Genomic DNA, 26,919 nt, shown 5'->3' on the forward strand with positions numbered 1-26,919 from the left:
CCGTCAGCCCGCGTGCTGCTCCAGGTAGTCCTCGTACACCGCGACCTTGTACCGCACAATGTCCAACGCCCGTTGCAGCTCGGCGAGTTGGTCGAGCACCCGGGCTTCGTGGGCGCGCGGCAGGGCGAGGCGGTCGGGTTCGGTGCCGGCGCCGGTGCGGGCGAGTTCGGTGTAGCGGCGGATGTCGGGGATGGGCATGGAGAGTTGATATAGAGCCCACTCCAGCTCCTACAGTGACCACCGGCGCGCCGCACAACGAACAGCTGGACGAAGGGGATTGACCATGCGTTACCGGACTCTCGGCCTCACCGGCATCGAGGTGAGCGCACACTGCCTCGGCACCATGATGCTCGGGTCGGTCGGCAACCCGGACCACCAGGAGGGCATCCGGCTGGTGCACGCGGCGCTCGACGCCGGGATCAACTTCGTCGACACCGCGGACATGTATTCGGCGGGCGGGTCGGAGGAGATCGTCGGCAAGGCGCTGCAGGGGCGGCGCGAGGACGTGGTGCTGGCCACCAAGGTGCACTTCCCGATGGGCCAGGGGCCGAACCGGGGCGGGAACTCGCGGCGATGGATCACGCAGGCGGTCGAGGACAGCCTGCGGCGGCTGCGCACCGACTGGATCGACCTGTACCAGGTGCACCGGCCGGACCACCGGACGGACGTCGAGGAGACCCTGTCGGCGCTGGGCGACCTGGTCCGGCAGGGCAAGATCCGGGCGTTCGGCTGCTCGACCTTCCCGGCCGAGCAGATCGTCGAGGCGCACTGGGTGGCGGAGCGCCGGGCGCTGCCGCGTTTTCGGACCGAGCAGCCGCCGTACTCGATCCTGGCGCGCGGCATCGAGTCCTCGGTGCTGCCGGTGGCGCAGCGCTACGGCATGGGCGTGCTGACCTGGAGCCCGCTGGCGTCGGGCTTCCTGACCGGCCGTCACCGCAAGGGCGGCACGATCGACCTGTCCTCGGGCCGGGCGGCACTGCACCCGCACCGCTTCGACCCGGCGCTGCCGGTGAACGCCCGCAAGCTCGAGGCGGTGAAGCAACTGGTCGAGCTCGCGGACGAGTTGGGCTGCACGCTGCCGGAGCTGGCGGTGGCGTTCCCGCTGGCGCACCCGGCGGTCACCTCGGTGATCATCGGTCCGCGCACGGTGGAGCAACTGGAGGGGCTGCTGAAGGGCGCCTCGCTGGTGCTGGACGACGCGGCGCTGGACCGGATCGACGGGATCGTCGCGCCGGGCACCAACGTGTACCACCCGGACGGCGTCTGGACTCCCCCTGCGCTCGCCCCCGCCGCCCGCCGCCGCCCCGCCGCCGAGCGTGCGGCGGCGGAGGCGGCGGCGGCGGACCGCTGACGACCGCTCAGCGGGGCAGGTCGGCGTGCCGCCGCAGGAAGGCTTCGACGTCCGCCGGGTCCTCCAGCGGCAGCGGGTAGAGCAGCAGCCGGTCGACGCCGAGGTCGGCGTAGCGCCGCGCGTCGTCGGGGCTGGTCTCGACCGGGTCGATCTGCATGAAGTTGATCTCCAGCCGGCCGAGGTGCGCGGGCCGGGTCACCTCGGCCGCGGCCTTGCGCAGCCCGTCGAGGTGGCGGGCCAGGTCCTGCGGGCTGTGGCCGTTGCCGATCCAGCCGTGGCCCTTGGCCACGGCCCGGCGGTAGGCGGCGGGGCTGTGGCCGCCGATCATGATCCGCGGGCCGTCGGGCCGGACGGGGCGCGGGTGCGCGTCGACGTGGTCGAAGTCGGCGTACCGGCCGTGGAACTCCGGTTCGGGCGCGCTCCACAACTGGCGCATCGCGTCCAGGTATTCGTCGGTGCGCCCGCCGCGCTCGGCGAGCCGCACGCCGACGGCGGCCAGCTCCGGTTCCAGGTAGCCGGGCGCGACGCCGAGCAGCAGCCGGCCGCCGGAGAGCACGTCGAGGCTGGCGGCCTGCTTGGCCAGCACCACGGGGTTGCGCTGCGGCAGGATGAGGATTCCGGTGCCCAGTTCCATGCGTTCGGTCAGCGCCGCGACGAAGGACAGGTGCACCAGCGGGTCGAGGATCGGATCGGTGGGTGCCATCGGTGATTCCGGTACCCGGGGGCTGGGCAGTACCACGTGGTCGCCCACCCACCACGACCGGTAGCCCCACTCCTCGGCCCTGCGCGCCAGCCGCGCCGTGTCGGCGGGCCCCAGCGTGGCCTTGGCGCTCAGCCCGTACACACCCAGTTCCATGATCCCCACCTCAGTCGCCCCTGCCCCGGCCCGGACTCCGGCCGCGAACCGGCCGGAGCCGCACCGGCCCCTGCTCGCCCACGTCCGAACAGGCGAGCGACCTCGATCATTCCCCGGGCCGTCCCCGGCCTGTCCCGGGAACACCCCCGGCGGCCGGTGGCGCCCGGTCAGTGCCGGACGACCGCCAAGCACGCCGTTGCGCAGAGCACGGTGGCCAGCAGGGCGGAGAGCAGGCAGCGGACCCGCAGGCGGTGGTAGCGGGCACCGTACTGCTCGCGGAGCCGTTCCCGGGTCTCCCGGAACTGTTCGAGCCCGCGCCGGGCGGCCTGGAGCTGGGTGTGCACGAAGTGGTGCTCCAGGTCGAGGCGTTGAGCGGCGGTCAGCCAGGGCAGCAGGTCGGCGAATTCCGCGGCGGCCCGCCGGGCCTGCCGGTTCTGGTCCTGCCAGTACAGGTAGCCCTCGAGTTGCCGCAGGCCGGTGTCGGCCTCGCCCGCAGCGCCGACGGAGGGGCCCCGGCCGGTGGGCGTCCGCTCGGTCATGACCGCTCGTCGTGCGTGATCACCCGGCCGCCCTGGTGTCCGGCGTCCTGGAGCTCGTCGGGGACGTCGGGGTGGTTCAGGTTGAACGTCGGGGATTCAGAACGGATCTTCGGCAGGGTGACGAAGTTGTGCCGCGGCGGCGGGCAGGAGGTCGCCCACTCCAGCGAGCGGCCCCAGCCCCACGCGTCGTCGACCGCGACCTTCTCGCCGTACTTGGAGGTCTTCCAGACGTTGTAGAGGAAGGGCAGCATCGACAGGCCGAGCAGGAAGGAGCCGATGGTGGAGATCGTGTTGAGGGTGGTGAAGCCGTCGGAGGCCAGGTAGTCGGCGTAGCGGCGGGGCATGCCTTCCGCGCCGAGCCAGTGCTGGACCAGGAAGGTGGTGTGGAAGCCCACGAACAGCGTCCAGAAGCAGATCCGGCCGAGTCGTTCGTCGAGCATCCGGCCGGTCATCTTGGGCCACCAGAAGTGGAAGCCGGCGAACATCGCGAAGACGACGGTGCCGAACACCACGTAGTGGAAGTGCGCGACGACGAAGTACGAGTCGGAGACGTGGAAGTCGATCGGCGGGGAGGCGAGCAGCACGCCGGTCAGGCCGCCGAACAGGAAGGTGACCAGGAAGCCGAACGCCCACAGCATCGGTGTCTCGAAGCTCAGTGAGCCCTTCCACATGGTGCCGATCCAGTTGAAGAACTTCACCCCGGTCGGGATGGCGATCAGCAGCGTCATGAACGAGAAGAACGGCAGCAGCACTTGGCCGGTGACGAACATGTGGTGCGCCCAGACCGTGACGGACAGGCCGGAGATGGCGATGGTGGCGGCGATCAGGCCGGAGTAGCCGAACATCGGCTTGCGGGCGAAGACCGGGATGATCTCGGAGATGATGCCGAAGAACGGCAGCGCGATGATGTACACCTCGGGGTGGCCGAAGAACCAGAACAGGTGCTGCCACAGGATCGGGCCGCCGTTGGCCGGGTCGAAGACGTGGGCGCCGAACTTGCGGTCCGCCTCCAGGGCGAGCAGCGCGGCGGCCAGCAGGGGAAAGACCATGATGATCAGCACGGCGGTCAGCAGGGTGTTCCAGACGAAGATCGACATCCGGAACATCGTCATGCCCGGGGCGCGCATGCAGATGATCGTGGTGATGAAGTTGACCGAGCCGAGGATGGTGCCGAAGCCGGAGAACACCAGGCCCATGATCCACATGTCGCCGCCGATGCCCGGCGAGTGCACCGCGTCCGACAGCGGCGAGTAGGCGAACCAGCCGAAGTCCGCCGCGCCGTTGGGAGTGAGGAAGCCGCCCACCGCGATCAGCGAGCCGAACAGGTACAGCCAGTAGGCGAACATGTTCAGCCGTGGGAACGCGACGTCCGGAGCACCGATCTGCAACGGCATGATCCAGTTCGCGAAACCCGAGAACAGCGGGGTGGCGAACACCAGCAGCATCACCGTGCCGTGCATGGTGAACAGCTGGTTGAACTGCTCGTTGGAGACGATCTGCGTGCCCGGCCTGGCCAGTTCGGCGCGCATGATCAGCGCCATCACTCCGCCGATCAGGAAGAACGCGAACGACGTGATCAGATAAAGGCTGCCGATCGTCTTGTGGTCGGTGGTGGTGATCCAGCGGACCAGCACGCTCCCGGGTTTGCGCGCTGCGCCGCGCGTATCGGGTTCCGCCGTGGGCGACGGATTGCGGTCGGTCAGGACGGTCATGGCGGCTCCCTTGCCGAGACGGACCCCCCATCTCTATCAGTAATCACCCGAACCCGTACGGTTACGAAACGGCCTGTGGGCACACCTCGCCCCGCCTCCCGAGGACACGGAGGCGGGGCGCAAAAACGATGCAGCGTCAGAACACTCGTCAGAACGCTGAGGTGTACGCGGTGAAGAACGGTGCGGTGGTGGGCCCACCCCCAGGGGTGAAGCAGATCGGATACAGCTGGACGCTGCCGGAGCTGCGCGCCCAGGGCAGCGCGAGCTGGCAGTACCCGGCGCCGCTGCCGAACGCGGTGACCTGGGCGTGGTCGGCGGGCACGGCGAGGCTCGGCAGGGTGGCGGTGCTGGGGATGCCGACGGCCAGCGTGTTGGTGCCACCGGCCGAGTTGAAGTTGGTGGCGGCCGGCACCGAGCCGTTGTACCAGAGGTAGCCGAAGTTCTTGGGCGGGATCGCGGGCCCGTGCACGGCGCGCCTGACCGAGTAGCTGAGCGTCCATTCGGTGTCGAAGAGCGCGCCCGAGGCGTCGAAGCAGTTGACCACGAGGGTCTGGCCGCTGCTGGACGGTCCCCATTCGGTGACCTTGCAGCGGGCGCCCTGGCCGGGGTTAACGGCGGTGACCTCGACGTTGCCGAGGTAACCGGCGCCCCCGACGCCGGGCAGCCAGGCCTTCCAGATGCCGGTGGAGCCGTGGCTGGAGAGGTTGCTGCCGCCGGAGGAGTTGTACTGGTCGAGCAGCGTGCCGCCCGGGGTGGAGTCCAGGTAGGCGTAGCCGGCGCCCGGGAGGGGGGCGCCGCTGCTGGCGGTGTACAGCACGGTGAACTGCGAGTCGTCGGGCGCGCCGCCGGGCCGGTAGCAGCTCACGCCGACGTCGATTCCGCTGCCGGCGGCGGTCCAGCCTGCAGCCTGGCACCAGGTGCCGGCGCGGTTGACGGCGGTGACGTGGGCGACGCCGCCGGGCCCGGCGATCAGCGGGAAGTGCACCACGTAGCTGCCGGTGCCGAGCTGGTCGACCCTGACGGGGTTGGTCCCCGGGGACGGCCAACTGCCCCACTGGCGCGACGGGTCGGGGACGTAGCCGGGCGGCGGCGTCGGGTTGTCGAGGTAGGCGAAGCCCCAGCGGTCGGGGACGGCGGCGTGCGCGGGGCCCGCGGCGGGGACGGCGGCGGCGAGCAGCGCGGCCAGCAGGGCCAGGACCAGCAGGACGGCCCGGACGGGCCGGGCGGGCGGTGCGGCGGATCCGGTGTGCATGGGCGGTCAACCCCCAAGGTGGAGCGCCCCGTCCGAGAAGGGGGACGGGGCGCGCGAGGCCGGGCGGCACCCGGCGAGGCGGACGGTGCGGTGCGCGGTGCGTGGTGGCACGGGGAGTCCGGTGGCCACACATGCTAGGCGGGGCGCCGTCCGGTGGCCCAGCGTCCTGACCGGAACCGATACGTCCGGCTACGGCGGGCGGCCGTTCGCACGACAACCGACCGTGCCTGCCGACGGAGCGCCGGCTACCGGTTGTGGCGTAGTGGCCATCGATTCCTGGGGCGACCGGGACGTCCTGTTACCGGTGGGGGCCGGGCTACTTGGCGTTCAGGGAGGTGTTGTTCCACCAACCCTGGCGGCCCGCGGTGAAGTTGACGGTCCGGCCGTCGATCCGGCCCTGGTACTTCCCGCCGGTGACCAGCGGGCTCTTGGCGACCACCCCGTGGGCGTCCTTGATCGACGGGATGGTGACCGTCCCGGCGGGGCGCAGGTCGGCGGGCCCGAAGCCCTGCGGCTCGACGGTGGTGACCACCTCGTCCCAGTTGGGCGACGCCGCGAGCTGGTGGGCGAGGTGCACTTCGTCGCCCTGGCCGAAGGAGAGCAGGGTCAGGTAGTCGGGGTAGCCGGTGGCGTCGAGCGGCTGGTAGTGCAGGACGTCCTCCTTGCGGCAGGTGGCGTCGGTGGCGGGCAGGATGGTGGTGAAGGTGCGGTTGCCCTGTTCGTCCACGGTGACGCGCTCCAGTTCCACCGGGAGCGAGCGGCGGGTGCCGTCGACGATCTCCTTGAGCGGCCAGTGGCCCTCGGAGAACAGCGCGTAGTAGACCTGCTCGCGCTCGTGCTCGGCGAGGTCCTTCAGGTACAGCGCGCGGAGCTCGTCGGCCAGGCCGAACAGGGTGATCATTTGGAAGGCGTGCACGGGAACGTGGTACAGCGCCAGGTGGTAGCTGAAGATCGTCTTCCGGCCGAGCAGCAGGAAGCGGTGGCCGTGCCGGGGGGCGTCGGCGGCGCGGCTGGTCACGTCGGCACGGGGGTCGGTGGACATGCGGTCTCCAAGGGGGTCGGGTGTCCGCTCCCGCCGGGGTGCGGGTGGCGGCGGCGCCAGAACGGCCGGTCGGGCCAGCGCTGTTCGGCGCAGTAGTGGGTGCGGTGGTTGCGCAGGTAGGCCGCGTCGATGGCGGCCAGCTCGGCGCGGTACGCGTCGAGCGCCCCGGCCCGGCCGGCCAGCCGGGCGTGCACGGCGCGGCCGGCGGCCAGGCCGGTGTACAGGGCGGTGAGGATGCCCTGCGAGGACAGCGGGTCGAAGGCCGCCGCGGCGTCCCCGGCGGCGATCCAGCCGTCGCCGGTGACGTCCGCCAGCCGGGCGGTGTGCGCGGGGGCCCGCCGGGGTGCGGCGCCGGCGGGCCACGGGTGCCGGGCCGCCAGTTCGAGGACGTGCCGGGTGGCGGCCAGCCGGGCCGCGAACGCCGGTGGTCCGGGGTCGGCGGCGGGCAGGTCCGCGTCGGTGTACCAGACCAGCAGGCGGCGGCCGGTGGGCAGCGGCGCGGTGTACCACCAGCCGTCGGGCGCGGCCTCGACGGTGGTGGTGGTGTCCGGGTCGGCCGGGTCGGCGGGCCCCAGCGTGAGGTGCAGCGCCACCAGCCGGTCACCGGTGCGGCGCCGCGCCCCGCACGCGGTGGCGAGCGCGGCCCGCCGCCCGGTGGCGTCGACCAGCCACCGGCAGCGCACCGTCCGCCGCTCCCCCGCCCCGTGCAGCTCGACGCGCCAACTGCCGTCCCCGGCCCGCCCGTTGATCCGCACCGCGCCGGTGACCAGGTGCGCGCCCTGCGCCCGGGCGCACTCGCGCAGTTGACGGTCGAACAGGACGCGGTCCAGGTGCCAGCCGTGGCCGTGCGGGTCGAAGACGCTGTCGGTGGACGCCAGCCGGGGCCCGCCCCAGGCGGAGCGGTTGGCCAGGCACGGCAGATGGCCGGCCGTCAGGACGCCGCCCGCGCCGAGGTCGCCGAGCAGCACCCGGGCGGCGGCCGGCAGCGCCTCGCCGACGGGCGCGGGGCCGCGTCCGGCGTCGGCGAGCAGCACGCTGCGCCCGGCCCTGACCAGCGTCAGCGCGGCGGCCGCGCCCGCCGGTCCGCCGCCGGCCACCAGGACGTCGTAGCGGGTCACTTGTCGGTGGGCTCCGCCGGGCGGGCGCCGCCCCCGTTGGCGGCCTCCTCGCCGAACGGGTCGAGCTTGTCGATGTAGCCGACGGTGATCTGCTCGGCCCGGAAGCCGGTGCGTTCGACGGCATCGCCGAGCACGCCGCTGACGGTGGTGACGTCCAGCACGGAGGTCTCCGGCACGTGCACGGTCACCAGGTTGCGGTCGTGCGGAACGCCCTCCAGATCGAAGCCCGGAACGGACTCGACCTGAATCACCGGCGGGAACTTCCCGTCGCCGACGGTGTACCGGCGGGTCTCGACGATGCCGAAGTGGTGCCACTCCCTGACGGCCTGCGCCAGCTGGTCGGGGTACTCCCCGAACAGGCCGCGCAGCCAGGACGCCCGGCGGGCGAACGCGTCCTCCCGCTCCTCGTCCGAACTGCCCTGCCCGTCCTCCTTGTTGACGATCCGGAAGTCTTCGTCGGTGAGCACGTGGTTGGGCACCCGGGCGGGCCAGAAGGTCGGCACGTACGGGTCGTAGCGGTCGGGCGGCAGGGCCTGGATCTCGTAACCGGCCCGGCAGCTGGCGGTGTCGGTCTGCCAGGGGATCGCCATCCAGCGGGTAAGGTCGCCGGGGCCCTGGGCGTGCAGCGGACCGTCGGGGCCGAGCGCCCGCTCGGCGCTCAACTGCGGCCCGTAGTCGGGTTCTTGCTGCCCGTCGGGACGGCGCAGGATCCGGAACGGGTGCTCGAACATCGACGAGTGCCGGATCGGCCAGGTGACTTCGCAGCCGGGGTGGAAGGCGTCGGCGAGGCAGAAGTCGAGGGCGGCGCGGTCGAGCAGGCCGGGCTGGTCGGCGACCTCGGCGTCCTCCAGCCGGCGCGGGAAGCCCGGCCACGGGGTGGTGCTGAACTCGCCCTTGGACCAGGCGATCAGGTGGGTGATCTGGGTGTCGGACAGCGCCAGGTACTGGAGCACCGACTTGGGCGTCCGGGCCATCGCGTCGCCGTAGATCCACGGCCACGGCACCGGCGACATGCCGTCGCGGCTGTAGTCACGCATCGTGGTGAGCACCTGGTGGCGCAGCTCGCGGTTGCGTTCGGCCGGGCTGGACAGGCGCTTCAGCAGCTCCGGGGCGAGGAAGTCCTCGGGGCCGCCGAAGCCGAAGTGGGTGGCGAACCCCTTGTTGGCCCACTGGAGTTCGCAGAACCGCCGCAGGATCGGCTCGATGTCCCGTTGGAAGTTGACGCCGTCCTCGTCGTTGTCGCCGAAACCGGCACCTGCGCCGAACACGTCGTGCAGCACGTCCCACAGGGTGCGCACGGCCTTCAGGTCCGGGCCGTAGTTGGGCGGGGCGACCACCACCCACGCGCCCTGCACCGGAACCTCCTTGCCGCCGAGGGTGAGGGTCGCGGTGACCGGGCCGTCCGAAGTGTCGTCGTACCAGCCGTCGTTGTTGCCGAACGAGTGCAACGGCTCGCCGCCGGGCGCCCCGGAGTCGCCGGTGCCGCCGAGAACGACCAGGCGGCCCTGGTCGTCGGTGTGCATCCGGCCGAGCGGAACCGACTTGCCCAGGAAGGTGCCGCCGGTGAACTCGACGACGTCCCTGGTCCCGGCGGTCAGCGTCTTGGGCCCGGGGTCGATGATCAGGCTGCCGCGGTCCGCCTGCTTGAGGTTGCGGCGGGCCGACGCCTGGCCCTTCATGTCGGGGATGTCCAGCGCGAGGTCGAAGTTGTACCAGTCGGCCTTCCGGTTGGCCACGTGCACGGCCCACTCGATCGTCACCCCCGCCTCGCTGGCGGTGAGTTCACGCACCACCTCGTGCCGGCTGTCGTAGCCGTAGATCCGGAACCGGGCGGCCTGACGCTTGATCGCGCCGCTGTCGTCCTTGTAGAAGCCGACCGGCGCGGGTTCCGGATCCGGCGTCTCCGGTCCGTAGAACCAGCCGTCCTCGCGGGTGCTGTTACCGATCCGGGCCATGCCGATGGCGGGATGGATCCGGGCGTAGGCGATCTCGTCGGTCATCGCTGCGATGTCCTCTTCGTCCGTGGTCGGGGGTTGCCCGCACAGGCCCAGGAAGCGCACGGCACGCGCGGGGCAGGAGGGATGAGCCGTCAGCCACCCTGGCAGCTCGGCCCCGACCGCCCCCGACGGCTCGCAGCCCACTCATCCGACAATCACCTCAACGGGCCCCGCCCCGCAGAACCCCAGAACGGGGCAGGCGCCGGCTCCGCCCCCCACGGACGCCGGCCCCTTCCCCCTCGTTGACGCCCCTACCCCCCGGTCGGGACGCCGTTCCCCCCTCGCTGACGCCCCTACCCCCCCGGTCAGGACGCCGCTCCCCCCTTCATCGACGCCCCTACCCCCCGGTCAGGACGCCTTCCCCCTCCAGTGCCGACCCCCGTACCCCCCGGTCCGGAGCGTCGACACCCGGGCCAACGGAACGAATCCCCCGATTCCCGCCGGCCCATCCGCGCCGATCTCCCGGCGACAGGAAGATCGTGTCAGCTCGGGCCCCCTCCGCACATTGCCACAACCCGGCAATCTTGACGCCCTCTTGACGCGCAGAACCTGCACACCAGGTGCCCCCACGCGCCCCTGCTTTCGCGCCCGCCTGCGCTCGCACTCCGCCGGAGGCTAGAGCGGCTGCCCCGGCCACCCCAGCAACCGAGCCCCCATCGCCGCCGTCTCCAGCGTGTACCGGTGCAGCGCGTCCGCCGGGTCGTACCCGGTCAGCGCCTTGATGCGCTCCGTCCGGTAGCCGAGCGTCCGCACGCTGACCCCCAGGCGGCGAGCCGCTTCCGCGTTGACGTAGCCCGCCTCCGCCTGCACGGCGATGGTGTCGAGCAGCGGGCCGGCCCCGCCGCGGGCGGCGGCGAGCGGGCCGAGGACCGTACGCACCAGGTCCGCCATCGCCGCGCGGTCGCGCATCAGGACCGGGAAGACCAGCAACTCCTCGGCCTTGAGCAGCTCCGCCGGCAGGTCGAGCCGTTCCGCGAAGTCGAGCGCGTCGAGCGCCTCCTCGTAGCTGCGCACCACGCCGCCGGCCCCGGAGTGGCGTCGTCCGGTGGCGACCCGGCGGGCGGGTGGGTAGCCGGGGCCGGGGCGCAGTGCGAGGCGGGCGAAGGCGTCGAGGACGGCCTGTTCGCTCTCGGGGGCGACGCACACCAGCCGGCCGTCCTTGGTGGCGAGCAGGACGTCGCGTTCGCCGAAGCGGCCGGTGAGTTCGCGTTCGACGCGGCGTACCACGGCGTCCAGGTGGCCGTAGGGCTGGTCGGCGCCGACGGCGACGGCGACGGCGTGGGTGCGGGCCAGGCGCAGGCCGAAGCGTTCGGCGCGTTCGGCGAGGGTGCCGAGGTCGCTGCGGCCGTACAGCAGGTCGTCGATGAACTCGCGGCGCGCGGCTTCCTCCTGGCGGACGGCCAGCCGTTGGGCGCGCTCATGGCCTTCGCCGAGGGCGGCGAGGGCGGTTTCGGCGGCGATCAGCAGGGCTTCGCCGACCTGTCGCAGTTCGCCGACGGTGCCGGCGCCGGCGATGCCGGGGAGGGTGGGCCAGGCCCGGCGTCCGGCGCTCATGCAGTGGGCGACCAGGTCGCGCAGGCCCTGTCCGGTCTCGGCGCCGCGTTCGCCGAGGGCGCGCAGTGATTCGATTTCCGCGCGGGTCAACCGGCGTCCGGAGCGGGAGACTTCGGCGAGCATCCCGACGTACCGGTCGCCGAGTTCCCCGGCCACCGCCTGCTCGGCCATCCTTGACGCTCCTTCACCTGCTGTTCGACCGCCGAATCCTAGCGATCGACGACCGGTTCCGACTGCTGTTGTTCGGACCCGTACGATGTCCCCTGCGGTGCGTGCGGTTCCTGGCGGCGCGCCGCTTGCGACCTCGGGAGATTCCACGATGACGGCTGGCCGGAAGGCAGCGGTGGCGCTGGTCTGCTGCTGGGCGGCGTTCGCGGTGCTGGCGGGGGTGCTGGCCGCGCACGGGTGGGGGCCGTTCGGGTTCGAACAGGCCGTGCTGGACTGGTGCGTGGGGCACCGGCCGCCCGGCGCGACGACGGTGGCGACGATGGTGACGGCGCTGGGTTCGGCGCCGCTGCCGTACCTGATGGCGCTGGCGGCGGGCGCGCTCATGGTCCGGCGGGTACCGAAGCCCGTCGCGCTGGTGCTGTTCGCGCCGACGGTGTGGCTGCTGCTCGGCCAGGGGCTGCGCCAGCTGCTGATGCACGGCTTCGGCCGGCCGCGGCCGCCGCTCGCGGACCGGGCGGTGCACGCCTCCGGTTTCTCGTTCCCGTCGGGGCACGCGTTCACGGCCGCGGCCGGTGCGGGGCTGCTGGCGCTCGCGGTGGTGCTGGCCCGTCCGGCGGCCGCCCGCCTCGCGGTGGTGGGGGCGGTGCTGTTCGCGGGGGCGGTCGGTGCGAGCCGGGTGTACCTGGGGGTGCACTGGACGCTGGATGTGCTGGGCGGCTGGCTGCTGGCGGCGGGGTGGCTCGCGCTGGGGCTAGGTACGCTGCTGGCACGTCAGGGCCGGGAAAGTGGCGCTGTGCTGCTGGATCGTCGGCCCGCCGGGCGCTCGTCCGGGGACTGAACGGTCCGCCGCGCGGGCAGATCGGCGTAGGTTCGGCACAGGCGCGTCCGCGCCGCGAAATTGCCGTAAATGCAAGAAGGGTTTCGGGATGGCTCAGGTTGTGCGGGGTGTGATCGCTCGGGCGAAGGGCGCGCCGGTGGAGGTGGTGCCGATCGTGGTGCCCGATCCGGGTCCGGGCGAGGCCGTGGTGAAGGTGCAGGCGTGCGGCGTGTGCCACACCGACCTGCACTACCGGGAGGGCGGGATCAACGACGAGTTCCCGTTCCTGCTGGGCCACGAGGCGGCGGGCGTGGTGGAGGCCGTCGGCGAGGGTGTCGACAATGTCGTGCCGGGTGACTTCGTAATCCTCAACTGGCGTGCGGTGTGCGGCCGTTGCCGTGCGTGTCGGCGGGGCCGGCCGCAGTACTGCTTCGCCACCCACAACGCGAAGCAGAAGATGACGCTGGAGGACGGCACCGAGCTGTCGCCGGCCCTGGGCATCGGCGCGTTCGCCGAGAAGACCCTGGTCGCGGCGGGCCAGTGCACCAAGGTGGACCCGGCGGCCTCGCCGGCCGCGGCGGGCCTGCTGGGCTGCGGCGTGATGGCCGGTCTGGGCGCGGCGATCAACACCGGCCAGGTGGGTCGCGGCGACAGCGTCGCGGTGATCGGCTGCGGCGGCGTCGGCAACGCCGCGGTGATGGGTGCCCGGCTGGCGGGCGCGTCGCGGATCATCGCGGTGGACGTGGACGAGCGCAAGCTGGTCACCGCCCGCGGCCTGGGCGCCACCCACACGGTGAACTCGCGGGAGACCGACGCCGTGGAGGCGATCCGCGAGCTGACCGGCGGCAACGGCGCGGACGTGGTGATCGACGCGGTCGGCCGCCCGGAGACGTACAAGCAGGCGTTCTACGCCCGCGACCTGGCGGGCACCGTGGTGCTGGTCGGCGTTCCGACCCCGGAGATGACCCTCGAACTCCCGCTGCTGGACGTGTTCGGCCGCGGCGGTGCGCTCAAGTCCTCCTGGTACGGCGACTGCCTCCCCGAGCGGGACTTCCCGATGCTGATCGACCTGTACCTCCAGGGCCGGCTCGACCTGGACGCGTTCGTCAGCGAGACCATCCCGCTGGACGGCGTCGAGGAGGCGTTCGCCCGGATGCACCGCGGCGAGGTGCTGCGTTCGGTGGTGGTCTTCTGATGGCGGCCCGGATCGAACACCTGGTCACCGCGGGCGAGTTCTGCCTGGACGGCGGCACCTGGCAGGTCGACAACAACGTGTGGCTGGTCGGCGACGACCACGAGGTGATCGTGATCGACGCCGCGCACGACGCGGACGCGATCGCCGCGGCGGTGGCCGGGCGCACCCTGGTGGCGATCGTCTCCACCCACGCGCACAACGACCACATCGACGCCGCGCCGGAGCTGGCCGCCCGCACGGGCGCGCCGATCCTGCTGCACCCGGACGACCAGGTGCTGTGGGACCAGACCCACCCGGACCGGGGGCCCGACGGCGCCCTCGCCGACGGTCAGCAACTGACCGTCGCCGGAACCGCCTTGACCGTTCTGCACACCCCGGGCCACAGCCCGGGCGCGGTCAGCCTGTACGCGCCGGAGCTGGGCACCGTCTTCACCGGCGACACCCTGTTCGCGGGCGGGCCGGGCGCCACCGGGCGGTCGTTCTCCGACTTCCCGACCATCGTCGACTCGATCCGCGACCGTCTGCTGACGCTCCCGGCCGAGACGGTGGTGCGCACCGGCCACGGCGACTCGACCACCGTCGGCGCGGAGGCCCCGCACCTGGCGGAGTGGATCGCCCGCGGCCACTGACGGCCCGTCAACCATCCGCCGCCCCGGACGCCACGTCCGGGGCGGCGGCATTTTCGGCTGTCCATCATCTGTCCAACGGCCTTTCATACCGTCCCCTCACCTGGTCGGCGACGCGGGGGCGTCGCCCGCAGAACAGGAACAAGGGGGAAAGACAGTGAAGAAGAGATTCGTCGGCGCCTTGGTGGCCGGCGCCGCACTGGCCGCCACCATCACCGCGGCCGCGCCCGCCGACGCCATGGTGCAGCAGGGCTGGGCGCACATCCAGAACGTCGGCACCGGCCAGTACCTGGACGACTACGCCCACAACACCAACCAGGGCGCGCCGGTGTACACGTACGCGCAGACCGGGCAGTCCAACCAGTGGTGGTGGGTGGCCAACAACACCAACAGCACGGTCACCTTCTCCTCCTACGAGACGCAGCAGTACAGCAGCGTGGCCAAGTGGTGGTACCGCAACCTCGTCCGCGACGGCGGCAACCGCGGCGTCCTCGGCCCGCAGCAGCTCTGGACCGCCAACATCGGCTTCGGCGGCCTGCCGGGCGAGGAGCTCTGGTACTACGTGGCCGGCGACGCCGGGACGTACATCCACTCCGCCGCCTGGAACGGCGACTGCCTGACCGCCCACGCCTGGGGCCAGGTGACGGTCGAGGGCTGCCGCTCCGGCGACCACGACCAGCAGTGGAACGTCCTCTACAGCTGACCGGCCGGAAGGAAAGCCGCACCATGAAGCACATCCGAAGGATCCTCACCGCCGCCGGCGTGTCCCTGTCCGTCCTCGCCGGCGTGTTCGCCGTTCAGGCCCCCGCCCAGGCCGCCGTGCCGCAGGGCTGGGCGCACATCCGGAACGTCGGCACCGGCCAGTTGCTGGACGACTACGCCCACAACACCGACCAGGGCGCCCCGGTGTACACGTACGCGCAGACCGGCCAGTCCAACCAGTGGTGGTGGGTGGACAACAGCACCAACAACACGGTCTCGTTCTCCTCCTACGAGACCCAGCAGGGCAACGGCCTCACCGGCTGGTGGTACCGCAACCTCACCCGCGACAGCGGCAACCGCGGCGTCCTCGGCCCGCAGCAGCGCTGGCAGCACGACACCCGCTTCGGTGAACTGCCCGGCGAGCAGCTCTGGTACTACGTGGGCGGCGACGCCGGGACGTACATCCACTCCGCCGCCTGGAACGGCGACTGCCTCACCGCCCACGCCTGGGGCCAGGTGACGGTCGAGGGCTGCCGCTCCGGCGACCACGACCAGCAGTGGCAGATCACCTACAGCTGACCCGTCGGAAGGAAAGTCCCACCGTGAAGCACATCCGAACGATCCTCACCGCCGCCGGCGTGTCCCTGTCCGTCCTCGCGGGCGTGTTCGCCGTCGAGGCCCCCGCGCAGGCCGCCGTGCCCCGGGGCTGGGTGCACGTCCTGAACATGGGCACCGGCCAGTACCTGGACGACTACGCGCACAACATCGACCAGGGCGCCCCGGTGTACAGCTACGCGCAGACCGGCCAGTCCAACCAGTGGTGGTACGTCACCATGACCTCCGCCAACCAGGTCGTCTTCTCCTCCTGGGAGACGGAGAAGTGCACCGACGGCTGGTGCACCACCAAGAGCTACCGGAACCTCCGGAACAGCTTCAACAACACCGGCGAACTGTCCGAGTACAACCCCTGGTACGACCCGTACGACAACACCGCGTCCCGGTCGCGCTGGTGGTACGCGGCCGGCGACATCGGCACGTACATCCACTCCGCCGACGGCGACCAGGGCTGCCTGACCTCCCACGCCGGAAGCCAGGTGACGATCGAGGGCTGCCGCACGGGCGACCGCAACCAGCAGTGGAACGTCATCTACGCCTGACGGCTACTGGTCCGGGGCCACGAACCGGACGGCGGTCAGCCGCTCCCGCGAGGTCTCGTCCGCGAGCAGCACGGACGAGGCACCCGGGAACGCTGACCGCCCCCGCCGTTCGACGGCGGCCAGCAGCGCCGTCAGGCCGCGCACGTGGCGGCGGAAGGTGCGCGGGGCGGCGGTCCGGGCCCGGGCGTGCTGGCCGGCCAGCGCCTGCTCGGGCCGGACGGCGAGCAGCACCACGTGCAGCTCGCGCCCGTACCGGCGGGCCCAGTGCGCGAGGGCGAGCCGCATCCAGCGGCGGCTGCCGCAGTCGTGCACCAGCAGCGGCCCGGGCCTTCGCAGCGCGGCGCGGGTGCGCAGCAGGTGCAGGGTGCGCACCACGGGCCGGTAGACGGGGTACGGGAGACGGGCGGGCATCGCGGCCTGAGCGGCCAGGCGGCTGGTGCGCGGGTCGAGGACGGGGGCGCGGCCGTCCCAGCGGTGCAGCAGGGTGCTCTTGCCGCTGCCGGGCAGTCCGGCCACCACGACGGCGGCGCCCGGGCCGTAGCGGATCGTCAGCGGCGGGCCTGCCTGCCCGCGCAGGTCGGTGACGCCGTGCGGGGCGAGTTCGACAGTGGCCTCGACGGGACTCCTCCTCAAACGTCGAACCGTCCCGCCATCGGTCGGCGGGACGGTTCGGCAGTTTACCGGGGGCGTCCGGGTCAGTTCTCGGTGATCCGGACCGCCCCGGACGGGCAGGACGCGGCGGCGTCCTCGACGGCGGAGCGCAGCTCGGCGGGCGGGCGGACGTCGAGCAGCACGACCACGCCGTCCTCCTCGCGCTGGTCGAACACTTCGGGGGCGTTGCGGACGCACTGTCCGGCGCCGCAGCAGCGGTCCTGGTCGACGGAGACGGTCACGGTTCCGGCCGTCGCGGGGTCACCGGTGCGGGCCGGCGTGGTGGCGCTCACCAGGCGACCTGGAGTTCGTGGACGCCGTAGATCAGCATGTCGTGCCGGAACGGGACGTCCTCGAACGGCACGGCGAGCTTCAGGTCGGGCAGCCGGCGCAGCAGGGTCTCCAGGGCGATCTCCAGTTCCAGCCGGGCGAGCGGCTGGCCGAGGCACTGGTGGACGCCGAAGCCGAAGGCGAGGTGGTGGCGGGTGTCGCGGGTGAGGTCGAGGGTGTCGGCCCCGGGGTAGCGTCCGTCGTCCCAGTTGGCGGTGTTGACCTGGAGGATGACGCCCTCGCCGGCCCGGATCTTGGTGCCGCCGATCTCGGCGTCGGCGACGGCGACCCGGACCAGGCCGGTCTGCACGATGCTGAGGTAGCGCAGCAGCTCCTCGACGGCGGCGGGCGTGTCCTCGGGGTGGGCGCGCAGGTGGGCGAGTTGCTCGGGGTTGCGGAGCAGGGCCAGCACGGACAGCGCGGTCATGTTGGCGGTGGTCTCGTGCCCGGCGATCAGCAGCAGCCGGCCCATCGCGCCGATGTCCTCGATCTCGAGTTCACCGCGCTCGACCAGGCGGCTGAGGATGCCGTCGTCGGGGTTGTCGCGCTTGGACGCGGTCAGGGCGTCGAGGTATTCGGTGAGGCGGTTGTTGGCCTCGACGATTTCCTCGGTGGTGGCGCCGCGGTGCAGCAGGGTGCGGCTGCACTCCTGGAAGAAGTCGTGGTCCTGGTAGGGGACGCCGAGCAGCAGGCAGATCACCAGGGACGGCAGCGGCAGCGCGAACTCTTCGACCAGGTCGGCCTGTTGGCGTCCGTCGATCATCCTGTCGATGAGTTCGTCGGTGATCCGCTGGATCTCGGTGCGCAGTTCGGCGGTCTTGCGGACGGTGAAGTCGCCGGTGAGCATGCGGCGCAGCCGGCCGTGCTCGGGGTCGTCGAGCCGGATGAACGTGGGCTTGACGTTGAGGAGTTGGCGGGCGCCCTCGGTGAGGAACGGGAAGCCGGGGTTCGCCGGGTCGGAGCTGAACCGGTTGTCGGCGAGGATGGCGCGGACGTCCTCGTGGCGGGTGATCAGCAGGGCGGTGTTGCCGTCGTACAGGGTGACGCGGCTGATCGGCTCGTCGTGCCGGGCCTGCTGGTAGGCGGGCGGCGGGGCGAACGGGCAGGTCGCCTCGCGCGGGGCGGGGTGGATGGTGGGGGAGGTTTCTGCGGCGGTGGCCATCTGGTGCTCCCTTCCCGGAGCTGGGCCGGCGGTGGCGTCGGCGATGGAGCCTGCGACTGCGCGGCCCGGGCAGTTGAGTGCCTCGGGCAACTAACTCAACGTCACGCTAACTCGCGGTCCGTGCCCACGGGAAGATGATCCCGGCCCCGGCGGGCATTCTGTCCGGATCACGGCGACGCACCGCCACTCCCCCGGGGTCCGGGACCCCCGCCCACCAGCCATGCCCAGGTCCGTCACGGCCGGAGGATCATCCTTACGGCCGATCGAGAACGGGCCACGGCCTCACACCCACAGCGCCTGGGCGATCGCCCACCCCGTGAACGCCGACCCCAGACCCGCCACCACGCTGCCCGCCGCATTCAACACCGCGTAGAACCGGGCCCCGCTCTCGGCCAGCCGCAAGGTCTCGTACGAGAACGTCGAATACGTGGTCAGCGCCCCGCAGAAGCCCGTGCCGAGCAGCAGCTGGAGCTGCGAGGAGGCCGCGCCGGCGGCCACCGCGCCGGTCAGCAGGCCGAGCACCAGAGAACCGGACACGTTGACGGCGAACGTCCCCCACGGGAACACCGTGTCGTGCCGGGCCTGCACCGCCCGGTCGGTCAGGTAGCGCAGCGGGGCGCCGACCGCCGCGCCGACGATCACCAGCAGCCAGTTCACCGCGCCTCCCCGTCGTCCCTGACCTTCCGGAGCACCTCGCACGCGTCGAGCGTCACCAGGCACCGGTCCAGCAGGTCGTCCAACTGCGGCAGGAACGAGCGGATCCGCTCCTCGCGGTCCACCACCACGACCGCCATCGGCATGTCGTCGCCGACCGACAGCAGCCGCGAGGTGTGCACCATCGAGGACGCGCCGAAGCCCTCGACCCCGCGGAACACGCTGGCACCGGCCAGCCCCGCGGCGTGCACCCGGTGCACGATCTCGGCGTACAGCGGGCGGTGGTGCCAGCGCTCGTCCTCGCCGACCAGCGCCGTCATCCGCAGCGCCCGTTCGATGCGTGTGGTCATCGCGTCCTCCGTCGGATCACCCGGCGGGCGGCCGCCGCGCCGGCCCAGACCGCGACCATCGCGGCGAGCAGGGTCACGGCCAGATACCCGAGCGCCGCCGGGGCGCGGCCGGCCAGCATCAGGCGCTGGATGTCGACCGCGTAGGTGGAAAAAGTGGTGAACCCGCCCAGCACACCGGTACCGAAGAACGGCCGCACCAGTCGGTGCGCCCGCCACGCCTCCGTGAGCACCGTCATGAACGCCCCGATCACCGCGCACCCGGCCGCATTGATCACCAGCGTCGCCCACGGAAACCCGTCCACCGGCGTCGGCCACGCCAGCGCGATCGCGTACCGGGCACACGCCCCCAGCACACCCCCGACGGCCACCACACCGATCACGGCCGCCAGTTCACTGTCCGGCCCCCGCCTCACCGGCCGCTGCCGGGCCTCGGCACCGACCGCCGTCGAACTCTCCACGGGCACACGTCTCCTACTCGCACGGCACCCGAGAATTCCGGGCGCGCCACTGTACAAGCAGGGACCGTTGGCAGCAGACCGCTGCGGTTCGTGTCCGGCGGGCCCCACCGCCGTCACGCACCCCGAGGGGGTGCTACTGGGCCCACTCTACCGGGCAGGCCGGGCCGCCCGGCGTGCGAGCGGCCCGGGCCGTTCAGCGGGTGCCGACGGCCGGCGCGGGGATGGACGGCAGGCTGTCCCGGGCGTATTCCAGGGCCTCCGCCGAGGTGCCGAACAGCCGCCCTTGGAGCTGGAGCTCGTCCAGCACGCCGAGGGCGCCCAGCGGTCGCCGGTGTTCGTCGTGCAGCCCGGAGACCAGTACCAGGGTGCCGCGGCGGTGCAGGTCGGCGAGCGCCTCTCCGAGCACGGTCGCGCCGCTGGCGTCGATCGCGGTGACCCGGGACATCCGCAGGATCACCACCTCGGCCCGCGCGGCGGCCGTCAGCTCTGTCCGCAGCCGGTGCGCGGCGGCGAACAGCAGCGGGCCGTGCAGCCTGAAGGCGGCGATCCGCCCGCCCGCGTGGTCCTCCTCGGACACCGGCAGCCGCTCCAGCCGGGCGCCCCGGGCGACGGAGCGCAGTGCCAGCGCGCCGGCCAGCAGCAGGCCGACCCCGACGGCGGTGACCAGGTCGAAGGCGAGGGTGGCGACGGCGGTCGCCGCCAGCACGGCGGCCTCGCCGCGGCCGGTGCGGGCCAGCGCACGCAGGGCGCCGGCCTGGACCATGCGGACGGCGGTGGCTATCAGCACGCCGGCCAGCGCGGCCAGCGGAATGTCGGCGACCAGCGGCGCGGCGGCGAACACCACCACGGCCAGCACGGCGGCGTGCACCAGCGCGGCCAGTCGGGAGACCGCGCCGCTGCGCACGTTGACGGCGGTGCGGGCGATCGCGCCGGTCGCGGCAACGCCGCCGAACAGCGGGGCGACCAGGTTGGCCAGGCCCTGGCCGAACAGCTCCCGGTCGCTGTCGTGCCGCTCGCCGCCCCGGCGGGGGTCGTTCGCGGTCATCGCGTCGGCGGCGGTCGCCGACATCAGCGACTCCAGCCCACCGAGCGCGGCAACCACCAGCGCGGACGGCAGCAGCCCGGGCACGGCGGACAGGTCGAGGAAGCCGAGCGAGGGGCTGGGCAGCCCGGCCGGCAGCTTGCCGATGACGCCGACCGGCAGGTCGACGGCCTTGGCCAGCACGGTGGCGGCGACCACGGCGATCAGCGAGAACGGGACGGCAGGCCGCAGCTTCCCGCCGATCAGCATCAGGGCGGCGACGCCCGCGGCGAGCAGCACGGCTGCCCAGTGCGGGGTCTCCGCGAACGCCCTCACGGCGCGGGCGGCGACCACCGCCGGGTTCTCGCCCTCCGGCTTGGCCACTCCGAGCGCGCCGGGCACCTGCTGGAGCGCGATCACACCGGCTATACCGACCGTGAAGCCCTCCACCACCGGCACCGGCACGTACGCCATCCAGCGCCCGGCCCCGGCGAGCCCCAGCAGTATCAGCATCAGGCCCGCGAGCAGGCCGACGGTCAGTACGCCCGGGGTGCCGTAGTGGGCCACGATCGGCACCAGCACCACGGTCATCGCACCGGTCGGGCCGGTGACCTGGAGGCCGGAGCCGCCGAACACGGCGGCGATCGCACCCGCGACCACGGCGGTGGCCAGCCCGGCCGCCGCGCCCGCCCCGGAGGACACTCCGAAGCCCAGTGCCAGCGGCAGCGCCACGACGGCCACCGTCAGGCCGGCGATCAAGTCGCGGCGCGGGTCGCGGCCCATGGTGGCCAGCACCTTGCGGTTCGGCAGTACCGCCCGCACCCGCCGTCCGATCACACCCCCGCCGTTCACGCCGCCCCGCCGCATCGGATCGTGGCGAGCGGATCATGGACCTCCGCCTGGGCCTGACACTGCGACGCGGGCACCGTTCAGCTCTCTTTCTGGGGTTCCGGCTCTGTTCCGGACCGGGACGGGACGGCGACGCCGTGCTGCTCCGCGATCCGCAGCAGCCCGGCGATCCGGCCGGCCTGGGCCTGCGCGCCATGGTCGTCGTCGGCGTCCCGGGCCTCGCGCAACGCCCTTTCGGCGAGGGCGAGTTGCTCGCGGACCTCATCCTCGAACAGCTCGGTCACGTCCGGCCCCTTCCCCATGTCGGCACGCAGGCGCCCGGGCAGGACGGACCTGTCGGGCACCCGATCAGAATGTATCGACTTGAAGAATTTCGCAAGTCGCAATGTCTGCATGTTGGAGGCGCAACGGCGCCCTCGCGGGCATGGCAAGGGACGTGACGGCGCGTCAGCCGTTGTCGGCGGCCCGCAGGTCGGCGAGCAGGCCGGCCTGGTCGGTGATCAGCGAGCCGAGGATGGAACGGGCGACCCGCAGCAAGTCGGCAACCTCGCCGCTGGCGAGGGTGTAGACGACGGTGGAGCCCTCGCGGCGGGCGTGCACCAGCTTGGCGCGGCGCAGCACGGCCAGCTGCTGGGAGAGGTTGGCCGGCTCCACGCCGACCTCGGGGAGCATCTCGGCGACGGCGTGGTCGCGGGTGCTGAGCAGCTCCAGGACCCGGATCCGCACGGGGTGCCCGAGCGTTTTGAAGAACTCCGCCTTCAGCTGGTACAGCGGCACACTGGCCACCGGGAGCGATTGCGGGTTCTCGGCGTTCACGTGGTCGTCACCGTCTCGTTCAAGGCCCGGAAGGGCACGGGGGCGTCGCGCCGACCCTAGCAAGCCGACCCCGACAATGATCGTGCTCCCGGCCCCCACGCGGGGAGTCCGGGAGCACGGTGGGGCAGGAAGCGGGTCAGGCCTTCTTGACCACGCTCGACTTGAGCTGCATGGCGCCGAACCCGTCGATCCGGCAGTCGATGTCGTGGCCGTCGACGCCGTCGACCAGCCGGATGTTGCGCACCTTGGTGCCGGCCTTGATGCCGGAGGCGCTGCCCTTGACCTTCAGGGCCTTGACCACGGTGACGGTGTCGCCGTCGGCCAGCACGTTGCCGACGGCGTCCCGGATCTCCCGCTCCCCCGCCGGCTGCGCCGCGTCGTCCTCGGCGGGCGCCCACTCGTGGCCGCACTCGGGGCAGACCATCAGGGCGTCCATCTCGTACGTGTACTGGCCGGCGCAGCTGGGGCAGGGGGGAAGGTTGTCGCTCATCGGGCCAGGATAGCGGCCGATCGGTCGCCATCCGGACGCGCGTGCGGTCAGGCGACGGAGACGGCGCTCCACGCGGCGGCGACGGTCGCGTACTCGGTGGAGGTGGCGCCGTACAGGTCGCGGGCGGCGTTCAGCGAGGCGGTGCGGGCGCCGGCGTAGTTGGTGGTGGAGGTCATGTAGACGGTGAGCGCCCGGTACCAGATGGCGGCGACCTTCTGGTTGCCGATGCCGGTGACGGTGGAGTTGTTGCAGGTCGGGCTGTTGTAGGTGAAGCCGTTGATGGTCTTGCTGCCGCTGCCCTCGCTGGCCAGGTAGAACCAGTGGTTGGCGACGCCGGAGGAGTAGTGCACGTCCAGCTTGCCGACGGTCTTGCTCCAGCAGTCGGCGGAGCGGCCGTCCAGCGAGGGCTTGTCGAAGCGGCGCAGCCACGGCGGGGTGGACTGGTCGCTGAACAGGTAGTCGGGGGTGTCGACGCCGTTGTTGGCGTACCACTCGACCATGGTGCCGAAGATGTCGCTGGTGGCTTCGTTGAGGCCGCCGGACTCGCTGCTGTAGCGCAGGTTGGCGGTGGCGCTGGTGACGCCGTGGGTCATCTCGTGGCCCATGGTGTCGAGGTCGACCTGCTCGGGGTCGGTGGTGCCGTTGCCGTCGCCGGTCATCATGCAGAAGCAGGTGTCGGACCACTGGGCGTTGTCCCAGTTGGTGCCGACGTGGACGAAGACGGTGGCGCCGCGGCCGTCGTTCTTGATGCCCTTGCGGCCGAAGGTGTTGAGGTAGTAGTCGTACGTCCAGGCGGTGTTGGCGTGGGCGTCGACGGCGGCGGTGGACCGGTCGGTGGAGAACTTCTTCCCGTCGCCCCACACGTTGGTGGTGCTGGTGAGCGCGCTGCCGGAGCCGGCCTTGACGCTGCTCGCGCCGAGGTTCTTGGCGTCCTTGGTGAGGTGGCCGCGGACCGGGTCGGTCAGCGTGTAGCTGCCGTCGGCCTGCTGGGTGGTGTCGATCCGGACGTCGCCGGTGTACTCGGAGTGGCCGGTGCCGGCCGCGGACTGCTCGGAGTCGTAACTCTCGATCGCCTCACCGGTGTTGGCGTCGGTGACGACGATCCGGCCGGCCGGCTGGCCCTGCTTGCCCTCGCCACTGATGGTGGTCTGCCAGGCGAGGCGGGGGGTGCCGTCGGCGGCCCAGACGACCAGTTCGGGGGTGGCGGTCGCGCCGGATATGCCCTGGGCCTGGCCGAGCGCGGCGGCAGCGCCGCGCTGCGGGGAGACGGCGGGCACCACGGACTTCACCGCGGCGTCGTGGCCCTTGGCGCGGGAGGAGTCGGCGAGCTTGCCACGGGCGTCCTGGTGGACGACCAGGTCGCCGCCGATCACCGGCAGGCCGCGGTAGGTGCGGTCGAAGCGGACGTGCTGGGTGCCGTCCGCGTCGATGATGACGTCCTTGACCTTCAGGCCCTGGCCGGCGCCGAAGCCGAACAGGTCGGCGTGGTGGGAGACGTTCGCCTCCGCACGGGCGATCGCCGCGTCGCGGCCGGGGGCGGCGGAGGCGGTGTCGACCTGGACTGCGGCGACGAGCAGTGCGGCACTCGCCGCGAGGGCGCCGGCGGTGAGGGTGCGTCGGCGCGCGGAGGAGGAGGGGCTCACTCGTGACTCCAGTCGGGTAGCGGGGGGCTGGCCGACTGACAGCCTGTCGATGAACATACAAACAGTTCTATGAACAGAAAAAGAACGTAATCGGTTCGTATCCCGGAGCCCTACCCCCGCCGATCGGAAGGACGCTCGACCGGTACGGAAACGACCAACGGCCCTCCCGCCACACGGGTCCGACCGCCCAGGATCGGAGATATGACCAGCGAACCCGTCTCCTCCCCCGATGGCCTCAGCCTCGACCCGGGCCAGTGTCTGCGCCTGATGGCCCGCCACTCGGTGGGCCGGCTCGTCTACACCCGGCACGCCCTGCCCGCCGTCCTGCCGGTCCGCTACCGCCTCGCGGACGGCGGCAGCGTCCTGGTCGACCAGCCCGACGAAGAGCTGCTGCGTGCCGTGACCGGCACCGTCGTCGCCTTCCAGGCCGACCAGGTCGACCCCGCCGACGGCAGCGGCTGGACAGTCACCGTGCTCGGCCACGCCGACGCCGTACACCCCACCGCCGCCACCGGCCCGCCCGCCGTCTCCGTCCGGATCCGCCCCGAATGGGTGTCCGGCCTGCGGCTGCTGCCGCCCCGCCCCCGCCCCGCCGACCGGCCCCACCACCCGGGACCTCCGGCCCTCGCCCCCGACGCCGCACACCCCGCAGAGTGGGAACGTCGGCATCGGACCGGCGCGGACCGAGGAGGCGAAGGGCGATGCGGCACTGCACCGTCGGAGCGATGATGACCCGTCAAGTGGTCACCGTCAGCCGCGGAACGGGCTTCCGCGAGATCGTCGCACTGCTCGCCGAGTACGACATCACCGCCGTGCCGGTGGTGGACACCGACCACCGGCCGCTCGGCGTCGTCTCCGAGGCCGACCTGCTGCGCACCCAACTCGCCCAGTACGACCCGGCATCCCTGCTGCCCGCCCCCGTCCACCTGCGCGGCACCGGCACCACCGCCGCCGACCTGATGACCACCCCCGCCGTCTGCACCACCCCCGACAGCACGGTGGTCGCCGCCGCCCGCCTGATGACCCGTCGGCGAGTCAAACGCCTGCCCGTGGTCTCCCCCACCGACGGCCGCCTGATCGGCACCGTCAGCCGCGGCGACCTGCTGCGGGTCTTCCTTCGCGAGGACCAAGCGATCCGCCGCGAAATCGTCGAGGAGATCCTCACCACCGTCGAAGGCACCAGCCCCGCCCTGATCAGCGTCGACGTCGTCCAGGGCGAGGTCACCCTCAGCGGCACCACCGCCCCGCACTGCCACACCCTCGCCCTGCGCGAACTCTGCGCCGCCGTCGACGGCGTGGTCTCGGTCACCGACCGGACCACGCGCGCCGCGGCCTGACGTCCCGCCGGCCCGTCAGCGCAGGATGCCGGCCCGGCGGGCGGCCGTGATCCACTGCGGGAACTCGGACAGCAGCCGGTCGTACAGCTCCGGGTCGGGCAGGGTGCTGATGTCGTCGACGGCGAAGAACCCGACGTTGTCGACCCGGCGGCCCGGCAGCCGGTCGAAGTACTCCAGCACGCCGTAGTTGGAATGCCCGAGGCCGACGAACTGCCAGAAGATCGGCTCCTCGACGGCCGAGCGCAGCTGGAACTCGATCTCGGAGTTGCGGTAGATGCCGCCGTCGGAGAAGAACAGCACCAGGGTGGGCAGCGGCGACGGGAAGGCGCGGACGAACTCCCGCACCTCGGCGATCACCTTCTGCTCCTCGTTCTGGATCCCGACCGCCTTCATGTCCACCCGCCCGTCGGGCCTCGGCGCCCGGATACGACGACGGCCGAACAGCCCGCCCATGCTCGCCTCACCGGGCCGGACGTGCAGCCGCAGCCACTCGGGCAGCCCCGGCACGCTCAGATCGGGCAGCCGGGCCGAGCGGGACGCGAACGTCCACGCCTGCATCGTCCCGTCGTCGTCCAACTGCGCAGCCACGGCGGCCATCCGCTCCACCACGTCCGCGACCACGCCCCGCGCGTACAACCCCGTCATCGACCCGGACGCGTCCAGCACCAGCAGAATCCGCGCCACCACACCCTGCGCGCCGTGCTTCTGCAGGCTGACGGCGACCTGCTGCTTGCGCAACGAGAGGCGCTTGCGCATGTCGACGGGCAGCTGCGACTCGCCTGCCGCGGCGAGCTGCTGCGCGGCGGCGGCCGCGATGTCGGGCGCGTGCGTGGGCCGCGGGGGGACGGCCGGCGGCGCCGAGAGCGGTTCCGGCGACGGCGGGAGCGCGACCTGTTCCGGCGACGGCGCGAGCGCGAACGGGTCGGGCGCGGGCGCGAACTGCGGTGCCGGGGAGGACGCGAACGGGTCGGGCGCGGGCTGCGGGGTTGGCGAGGACGCGAACGGGTCGGATGCGGGCGCGGGCTGCGGGGTTGGCAGCGGGCGCAGCCTGAGCTCGCGGGTGCAGTGGACG

At 72.4% G+C, this 26,919-nt stretch carries 29 protein-coding genes and 1 pseudogene; 9 read left to right on the forward strand and 21 right to left on the reverse strand.

The genetic code is table 11. The features are described 5' to 3' along the window. Window positions 1-3: 3 nt before the first annotated feature. A complete protein-coding gene (locus tag ACFYS8_RS30095) occupies window positions 4-198 on the reverse strand; it encodes a hypothetical protein (RefSeq protein ID WP_387646924.1) in 195 nt (64 codons plus the stop codon). An 85-nt stretch (window positions 199-283) separates the two neighbouring features. Between ACFYS8_RS30095 and ACFYS8_RS30100 the strand changes: the two genes are divergently transcribed. After that, window positions 284-1,351 carry an aldo/keto reductase gene (locus tag ACFYS8_RS30100; RefSeq protein WP_387646926.1) on the forward strand — a complete coding sequence of 356 codons (1,068 nt, stop codon included), beginning with the start codon at window positions 284-286 and terminating at the stop codon, window positions 1,349-1,351. A gap of 7 nt (window positions 1,352-1,358) precedes the next feature. Here the strand turns inward: ACFYS8_RS30100 and ACFYS8_RS30105 are convergent, their stop codons facing one another. From ACFYS8_RS30105 to ACFYS8_RS30140, 8 genes are all read right to left on the reverse strand, one after another. Continuing rightward, window positions 1,359-2,207: an LLM class F420-dependent oxidoreductase gene (locus tag ACFYS8_RS30105; protein ID WP_387646928.1), complete on the reverse strand. Its 849-nt coding sequence runs from the start codon at window positions 2,205-2,207 to the stop codon at window positions 1,359-1,361. 167 nt (window positions 2,208-2,374) lie between these two features. Further along, the gene (locus tag ACFYS8_RS30110) at window positions 2,375-2,746 is read right to left on the reverse strand and encodes a hypothetical protein (protein WP_387646931.1); all 372 of its coding nucleotides are present in this window, start codon (window positions 2,744-2,746) and stop codon (window positions 2,375-2,377) included. Continuing rightward, complete coding sequence (gene ctaD / locus ACFYS8_RS30115; RefSeq protein ID WP_387646934.1) at window positions 2,743-4,458, reverse strand: cytochrome c oxidase subunit I; 1,716 nt, start codon at window positions 4,456-4,458, stop codon at window positions 2,743-2,745. The genes ACFYS8_RS30110 and ctaD overlap by 4 nt, the downstream gene beginning before the upstream one ends. A 148-nt stretch (window positions 4,459-4,606) precedes the next feature. Beyond that, on the reverse strand, window positions 4,607-5,710 hold the full coding sequence (locus ACFYS8_RS30120) for a hypothetical protein (RefSeq protein WP_387646936.1): 1,104 nt from the start codon (window positions 5,708-5,710) through the stop codon (window positions 4,607-4,609). Between the two features lie 316 nt (window positions 5,711-6,026). After that, complete coding sequence (locus tag ACFYS8_RS30125; protein WP_387646938.1) at window positions 6,027-6,752, reverse strand: hypothetical protein; 726 nt, start codon at window positions 6,750-6,752, stop codon at window positions 6,027-6,029. Further along, window positions 6,725-7,870: a tryptophan 7-halogenase gene (locus ACFYS8_RS30130; protein ID WP_387646940.1), complete on the reverse strand. Its 1,146-nt coding sequence runs from the start codon at window positions 7,868-7,870 to the stop codon at window positions 6,725-6,727. Before ACFYS8_RS30130 ends, ACFYS8_RS30125 begins: the two co-directional genes overlap by 28 nt. After that, window positions 7,867-9,870 (reverse strand): LodA/GoxA family CTQ-dependent oxidase, encoded by a 2,004-nt coding sequence (locus ACFYS8_RS30135; RefSeq protein ID WP_387646943.1) that lies wholly within the window; start codon window positions 9,868-9,870, stop codon window positions 7,867-7,869. The genes ACFYS8_RS30130 and ACFYS8_RS30135 overlap by 4 nt, the downstream gene beginning before the upstream one ends. Window positions 9,871-10,482: 612 nt before the next feature. After that, window positions 10,483-11,592 carry a PucR family transcriptional regulator gene (locus tag ACFYS8_RS30140; RefSeq protein ID WP_387646946.1) on the reverse strand — a complete coding sequence of 370 codons (1,110 nt, stop codon included), beginning with the start codon at window positions 11,590-11,592 and terminating at the stop codon, window positions 10,483-10,485. Window positions 11,593-11,740: 148 nt separating this feature from the next. On the opposite strand from ACFYS8_RS30140, the gene ACFYS8_RS30145 reads away from it, so the two are divergent. The 6 genes from ACFYS8_RS30145 (at window position 11,741) to ACFYS8_RS30170 (ending at window position 16,086) form a co-directional block, all read left to right on the forward strand. Next, the gene (locus ACFYS8_RS30145; protein WP_387646949.1) at window positions 11,741-12,427 is read left to right on the forward strand and encodes a phosphatase PAP2 family protein; all 687 of its coding nucleotides are present in this window, start codon (window positions 11,741-11,743) and stop codon (window positions 12,425-12,427) included. Between the two features lie 88 nt (window positions 12,428-12,515). Next, complete coding sequence (locus ACFYS8_RS30150) at window positions 12,516-13,601, forward strand: S-(hydroxymethyl)mycothiol dehydrogenase (RefSeq protein WP_387646951.1); 1,086 nt, start codon at window positions 12,516-12,518, stop codon at window positions 13,599-13,601. Continuing rightward, window positions 13,601-14,230: an MBL fold metallo-hydrolase gene (locus ACFYS8_RS30155; protein ID WP_387646953.1), complete on the forward strand. Its 630-nt coding sequence runs from the start codon at window positions 13,601-13,603 to the stop codon at window positions 14,228-14,230. Before ACFYS8_RS30150 ends, ACFYS8_RS30155 begins: the two co-directional genes overlap by 1 nt. Window positions 14,231-14,384: 154 nt before the next feature. After that, a complete protein-coding gene (locus ACFYS8_RS30160) occupies window positions 14,385-14,930 on the forward strand; it encodes an RICIN domain-containing protein (protein WP_387646955.1) in 546 nt (181 codons plus the stop codon). 23 nt (window positions 14,931-14,953) lie between these two features. Then, on the forward strand, window positions 14,954-15,508 hold the full coding sequence (locus tag ACFYS8_RS30165) for an RICIN domain-containing protein (RefSeq protein ID WP_387646957.1): 555 nt from the start codon (window positions 14,954-14,956) through the stop codon (window positions 15,506-15,508). A gap of 23 nt (window positions 15,509-15,531) precedes the next feature. Continuing rightward, a complete protein-coding gene (locus ACFYS8_RS30170) occupies window positions 15,532-16,086 on the forward strand; it encodes an RICIN domain-containing protein (protein WP_387646960.1) in 555 nt (184 codons plus the stop codon). A 3-nt stretch (window positions 16,087-16,089) separates the two neighbouring features. Here the strand turns inward: ACFYS8_RS30170 and ACFYS8_RS30175 are convergent, their stop codons facing one another. From ACFYS8_RS30175 to ACFYS8_RS30225, 11 genes are all read right to left on the reverse strand, one after another. Further along, entirely contained in the window at window positions 16,090-16,719 is a 630-nt protein-coding gene (locus ACFYS8_RS30175; protein ID WP_387646963.1) for an AAA family ATPase, read from the reverse strand. A 62-nt stretch (window positions 16,720-16,781) separates the two neighbouring features. After that, window positions 16,782-16,979, reverse strand: a complete 198-nt coding sequence (locus tag ACFYS8_RS30180; protein WP_387647203.1) for a ferredoxin — start codon at window positions 16,977-16,979, stop codon at window positions 16,782-16,784. A 47-nt stretch (window positions 16,980-17,026) separates the two neighbouring features. Then, on the reverse strand, window positions 17,027-18,229 hold the full coding sequence (locus ACFYS8_RS30185) for a cytochrome P450 (protein WP_387646965.1): 1,203 nt from the start codon (window positions 18,227-18,229) through the stop codon (window positions 17,027-17,029). 282 nt (window positions 18,230-18,511) lie between these two features. After that, window positions 18,512-18,886 carry a fluoride efflux transporter CrcB gene (gene crcB, locus ACFYS8_RS30190; RefSeq protein WP_387646968.1) on the reverse strand — a complete coding sequence of 125 codons (375 nt, stop codon included), beginning with the start codon at window positions 18,884-18,886 and terminating at the stop codon, window positions 18,512-18,514. Then, a complete protein-coding gene (locus tag ACFYS8_RS30195) occupies window positions 18,883-19,233 on the reverse strand; it encodes a DUF190 domain-containing protein (protein WP_387646970.1) in 351 nt (116 codons plus the stop codon). The genes crcB (ACFYS8_RS30190) and ACFYS8_RS30195 overlap by 4 nt, the downstream gene beginning before the upstream one ends. Continuing rightward, the gene (crcB, locus tag ACFYS8_RS30200; RefSeq protein ID WP_387646973.1) at window positions 19,230-19,691 is read right to left on the reverse strand and encodes a fluoride efflux transporter CrcB; all 462 of its coding nucleotides are present in this window, start codon (window positions 19,689-19,691) and stop codon (window positions 19,230-19,232) included. Before crcB (ACFYS8_RS30200) ends, ACFYS8_RS30195 begins: the two co-directional genes overlap by 4 nt. 193 nt (window positions 19,692-19,884) lie before the next feature. Then, entirely contained in the window at window positions 19,885-21,495 is a 1,611-nt protein-coding gene (locus tag ACFYS8_RS30205; RefSeq protein WP_387647206.1) for a SulP family inorganic anion transporter, read from the reverse strand. 146 nt (window positions 21,496-21,641) lie between these two features. Then, window positions 21,642-21,845 (reverse strand): hypothetical protein, encoded by a 204-nt coding sequence (locus ACFYS8_RS30210; RefSeq protein ID WP_387646976.1) that lies wholly within the window; start codon window positions 21,843-21,845, stop codon window positions 21,642-21,644. A 163-nt stretch (window positions 21,846-22,008) separates the two neighbouring features. Then, the gene (locus ACFYS8_RS30215; protein ID WP_380482595.1) at window positions 22,009-22,377 is read right to left on the reverse strand and encodes an ArsR/SmtB family transcription factor; all 369 of its coding nucleotides are present in this window, start codon (window positions 22,375-22,377) and stop codon (window positions 22,009-22,011) included. Window positions 22,378-22,513: 136 nt separating this feature from the next. Next, window positions 22,514-22,867 (reverse strand): zinc ribbon domain-containing protein YjdM, encoded by a 354-nt coding sequence (locus ACFYS8_RS30220; RefSeq protein ID WP_387646979.1) that lies wholly within the window; start codon window positions 22,865-22,867, stop codon window positions 22,514-22,516. Between the two features lie 47 nt (window positions 22,868-22,914). Beyond that, window positions 22,915-24,510: a M4 family metallopeptidase gene (locus tag ACFYS8_RS30225; protein ID WP_387646982.1), complete on the reverse strand. Its 1,596-nt coding sequence runs from the start codon at window positions 24,508-24,510 to the stop codon at window positions 22,915-22,917. Window positions 24,511-24,711: 201 nt separating this feature from the next. Between ACFYS8_RS30225 and ACFYS8_RS30230 the strand changes: the two genes are divergently transcribed. Then, the gene (locus tag ACFYS8_RS30230) at window positions 24,712-25,239 is read left to right on the forward strand and encodes a pyridoxamine 5'-phosphate oxidase family protein (protein WP_387646984.1); all 528 of its coding nucleotides are present in this window, start codon (window positions 24,712-24,714) and stop codon (window positions 25,237-25,239) included. Then, entirely contained in the window at window positions 25,236-25,847 is a 612-nt protein-coding gene (locus ACFYS8_RS30235) for a CBS domain-containing protein (protein ID WP_387646987.1), read from the forward strand. The genes ACFYS8_RS30230 and ACFYS8_RS30235 overlap by 4 nt, the downstream gene beginning before the upstream one ends. 15 nt (window positions 25,848-25,862) lie before the next feature. Here ACFYS8_RS30235 and ACFYS8_RS30240 read toward each other — a convergent pair. Beyond that, window positions 25,863-26,825: pseudogene (locus ACFYS8_RS30240) on the reverse strand (VWA domain-containing protein); the annotation flags it as partial. Window positions 26,826-26,919 lie beyond the last annotated feature (94 nt).

The sequence above is a fragment of the Kitasatospora sp. NPDC004615 genome (genome assembly GCF_042873545.1).
Taxonomy (GTDB): Bacteria; Actinomycetota; Actinomycetes; order Streptomycetales; family Streptomycetaceae; genus Kitasatospora.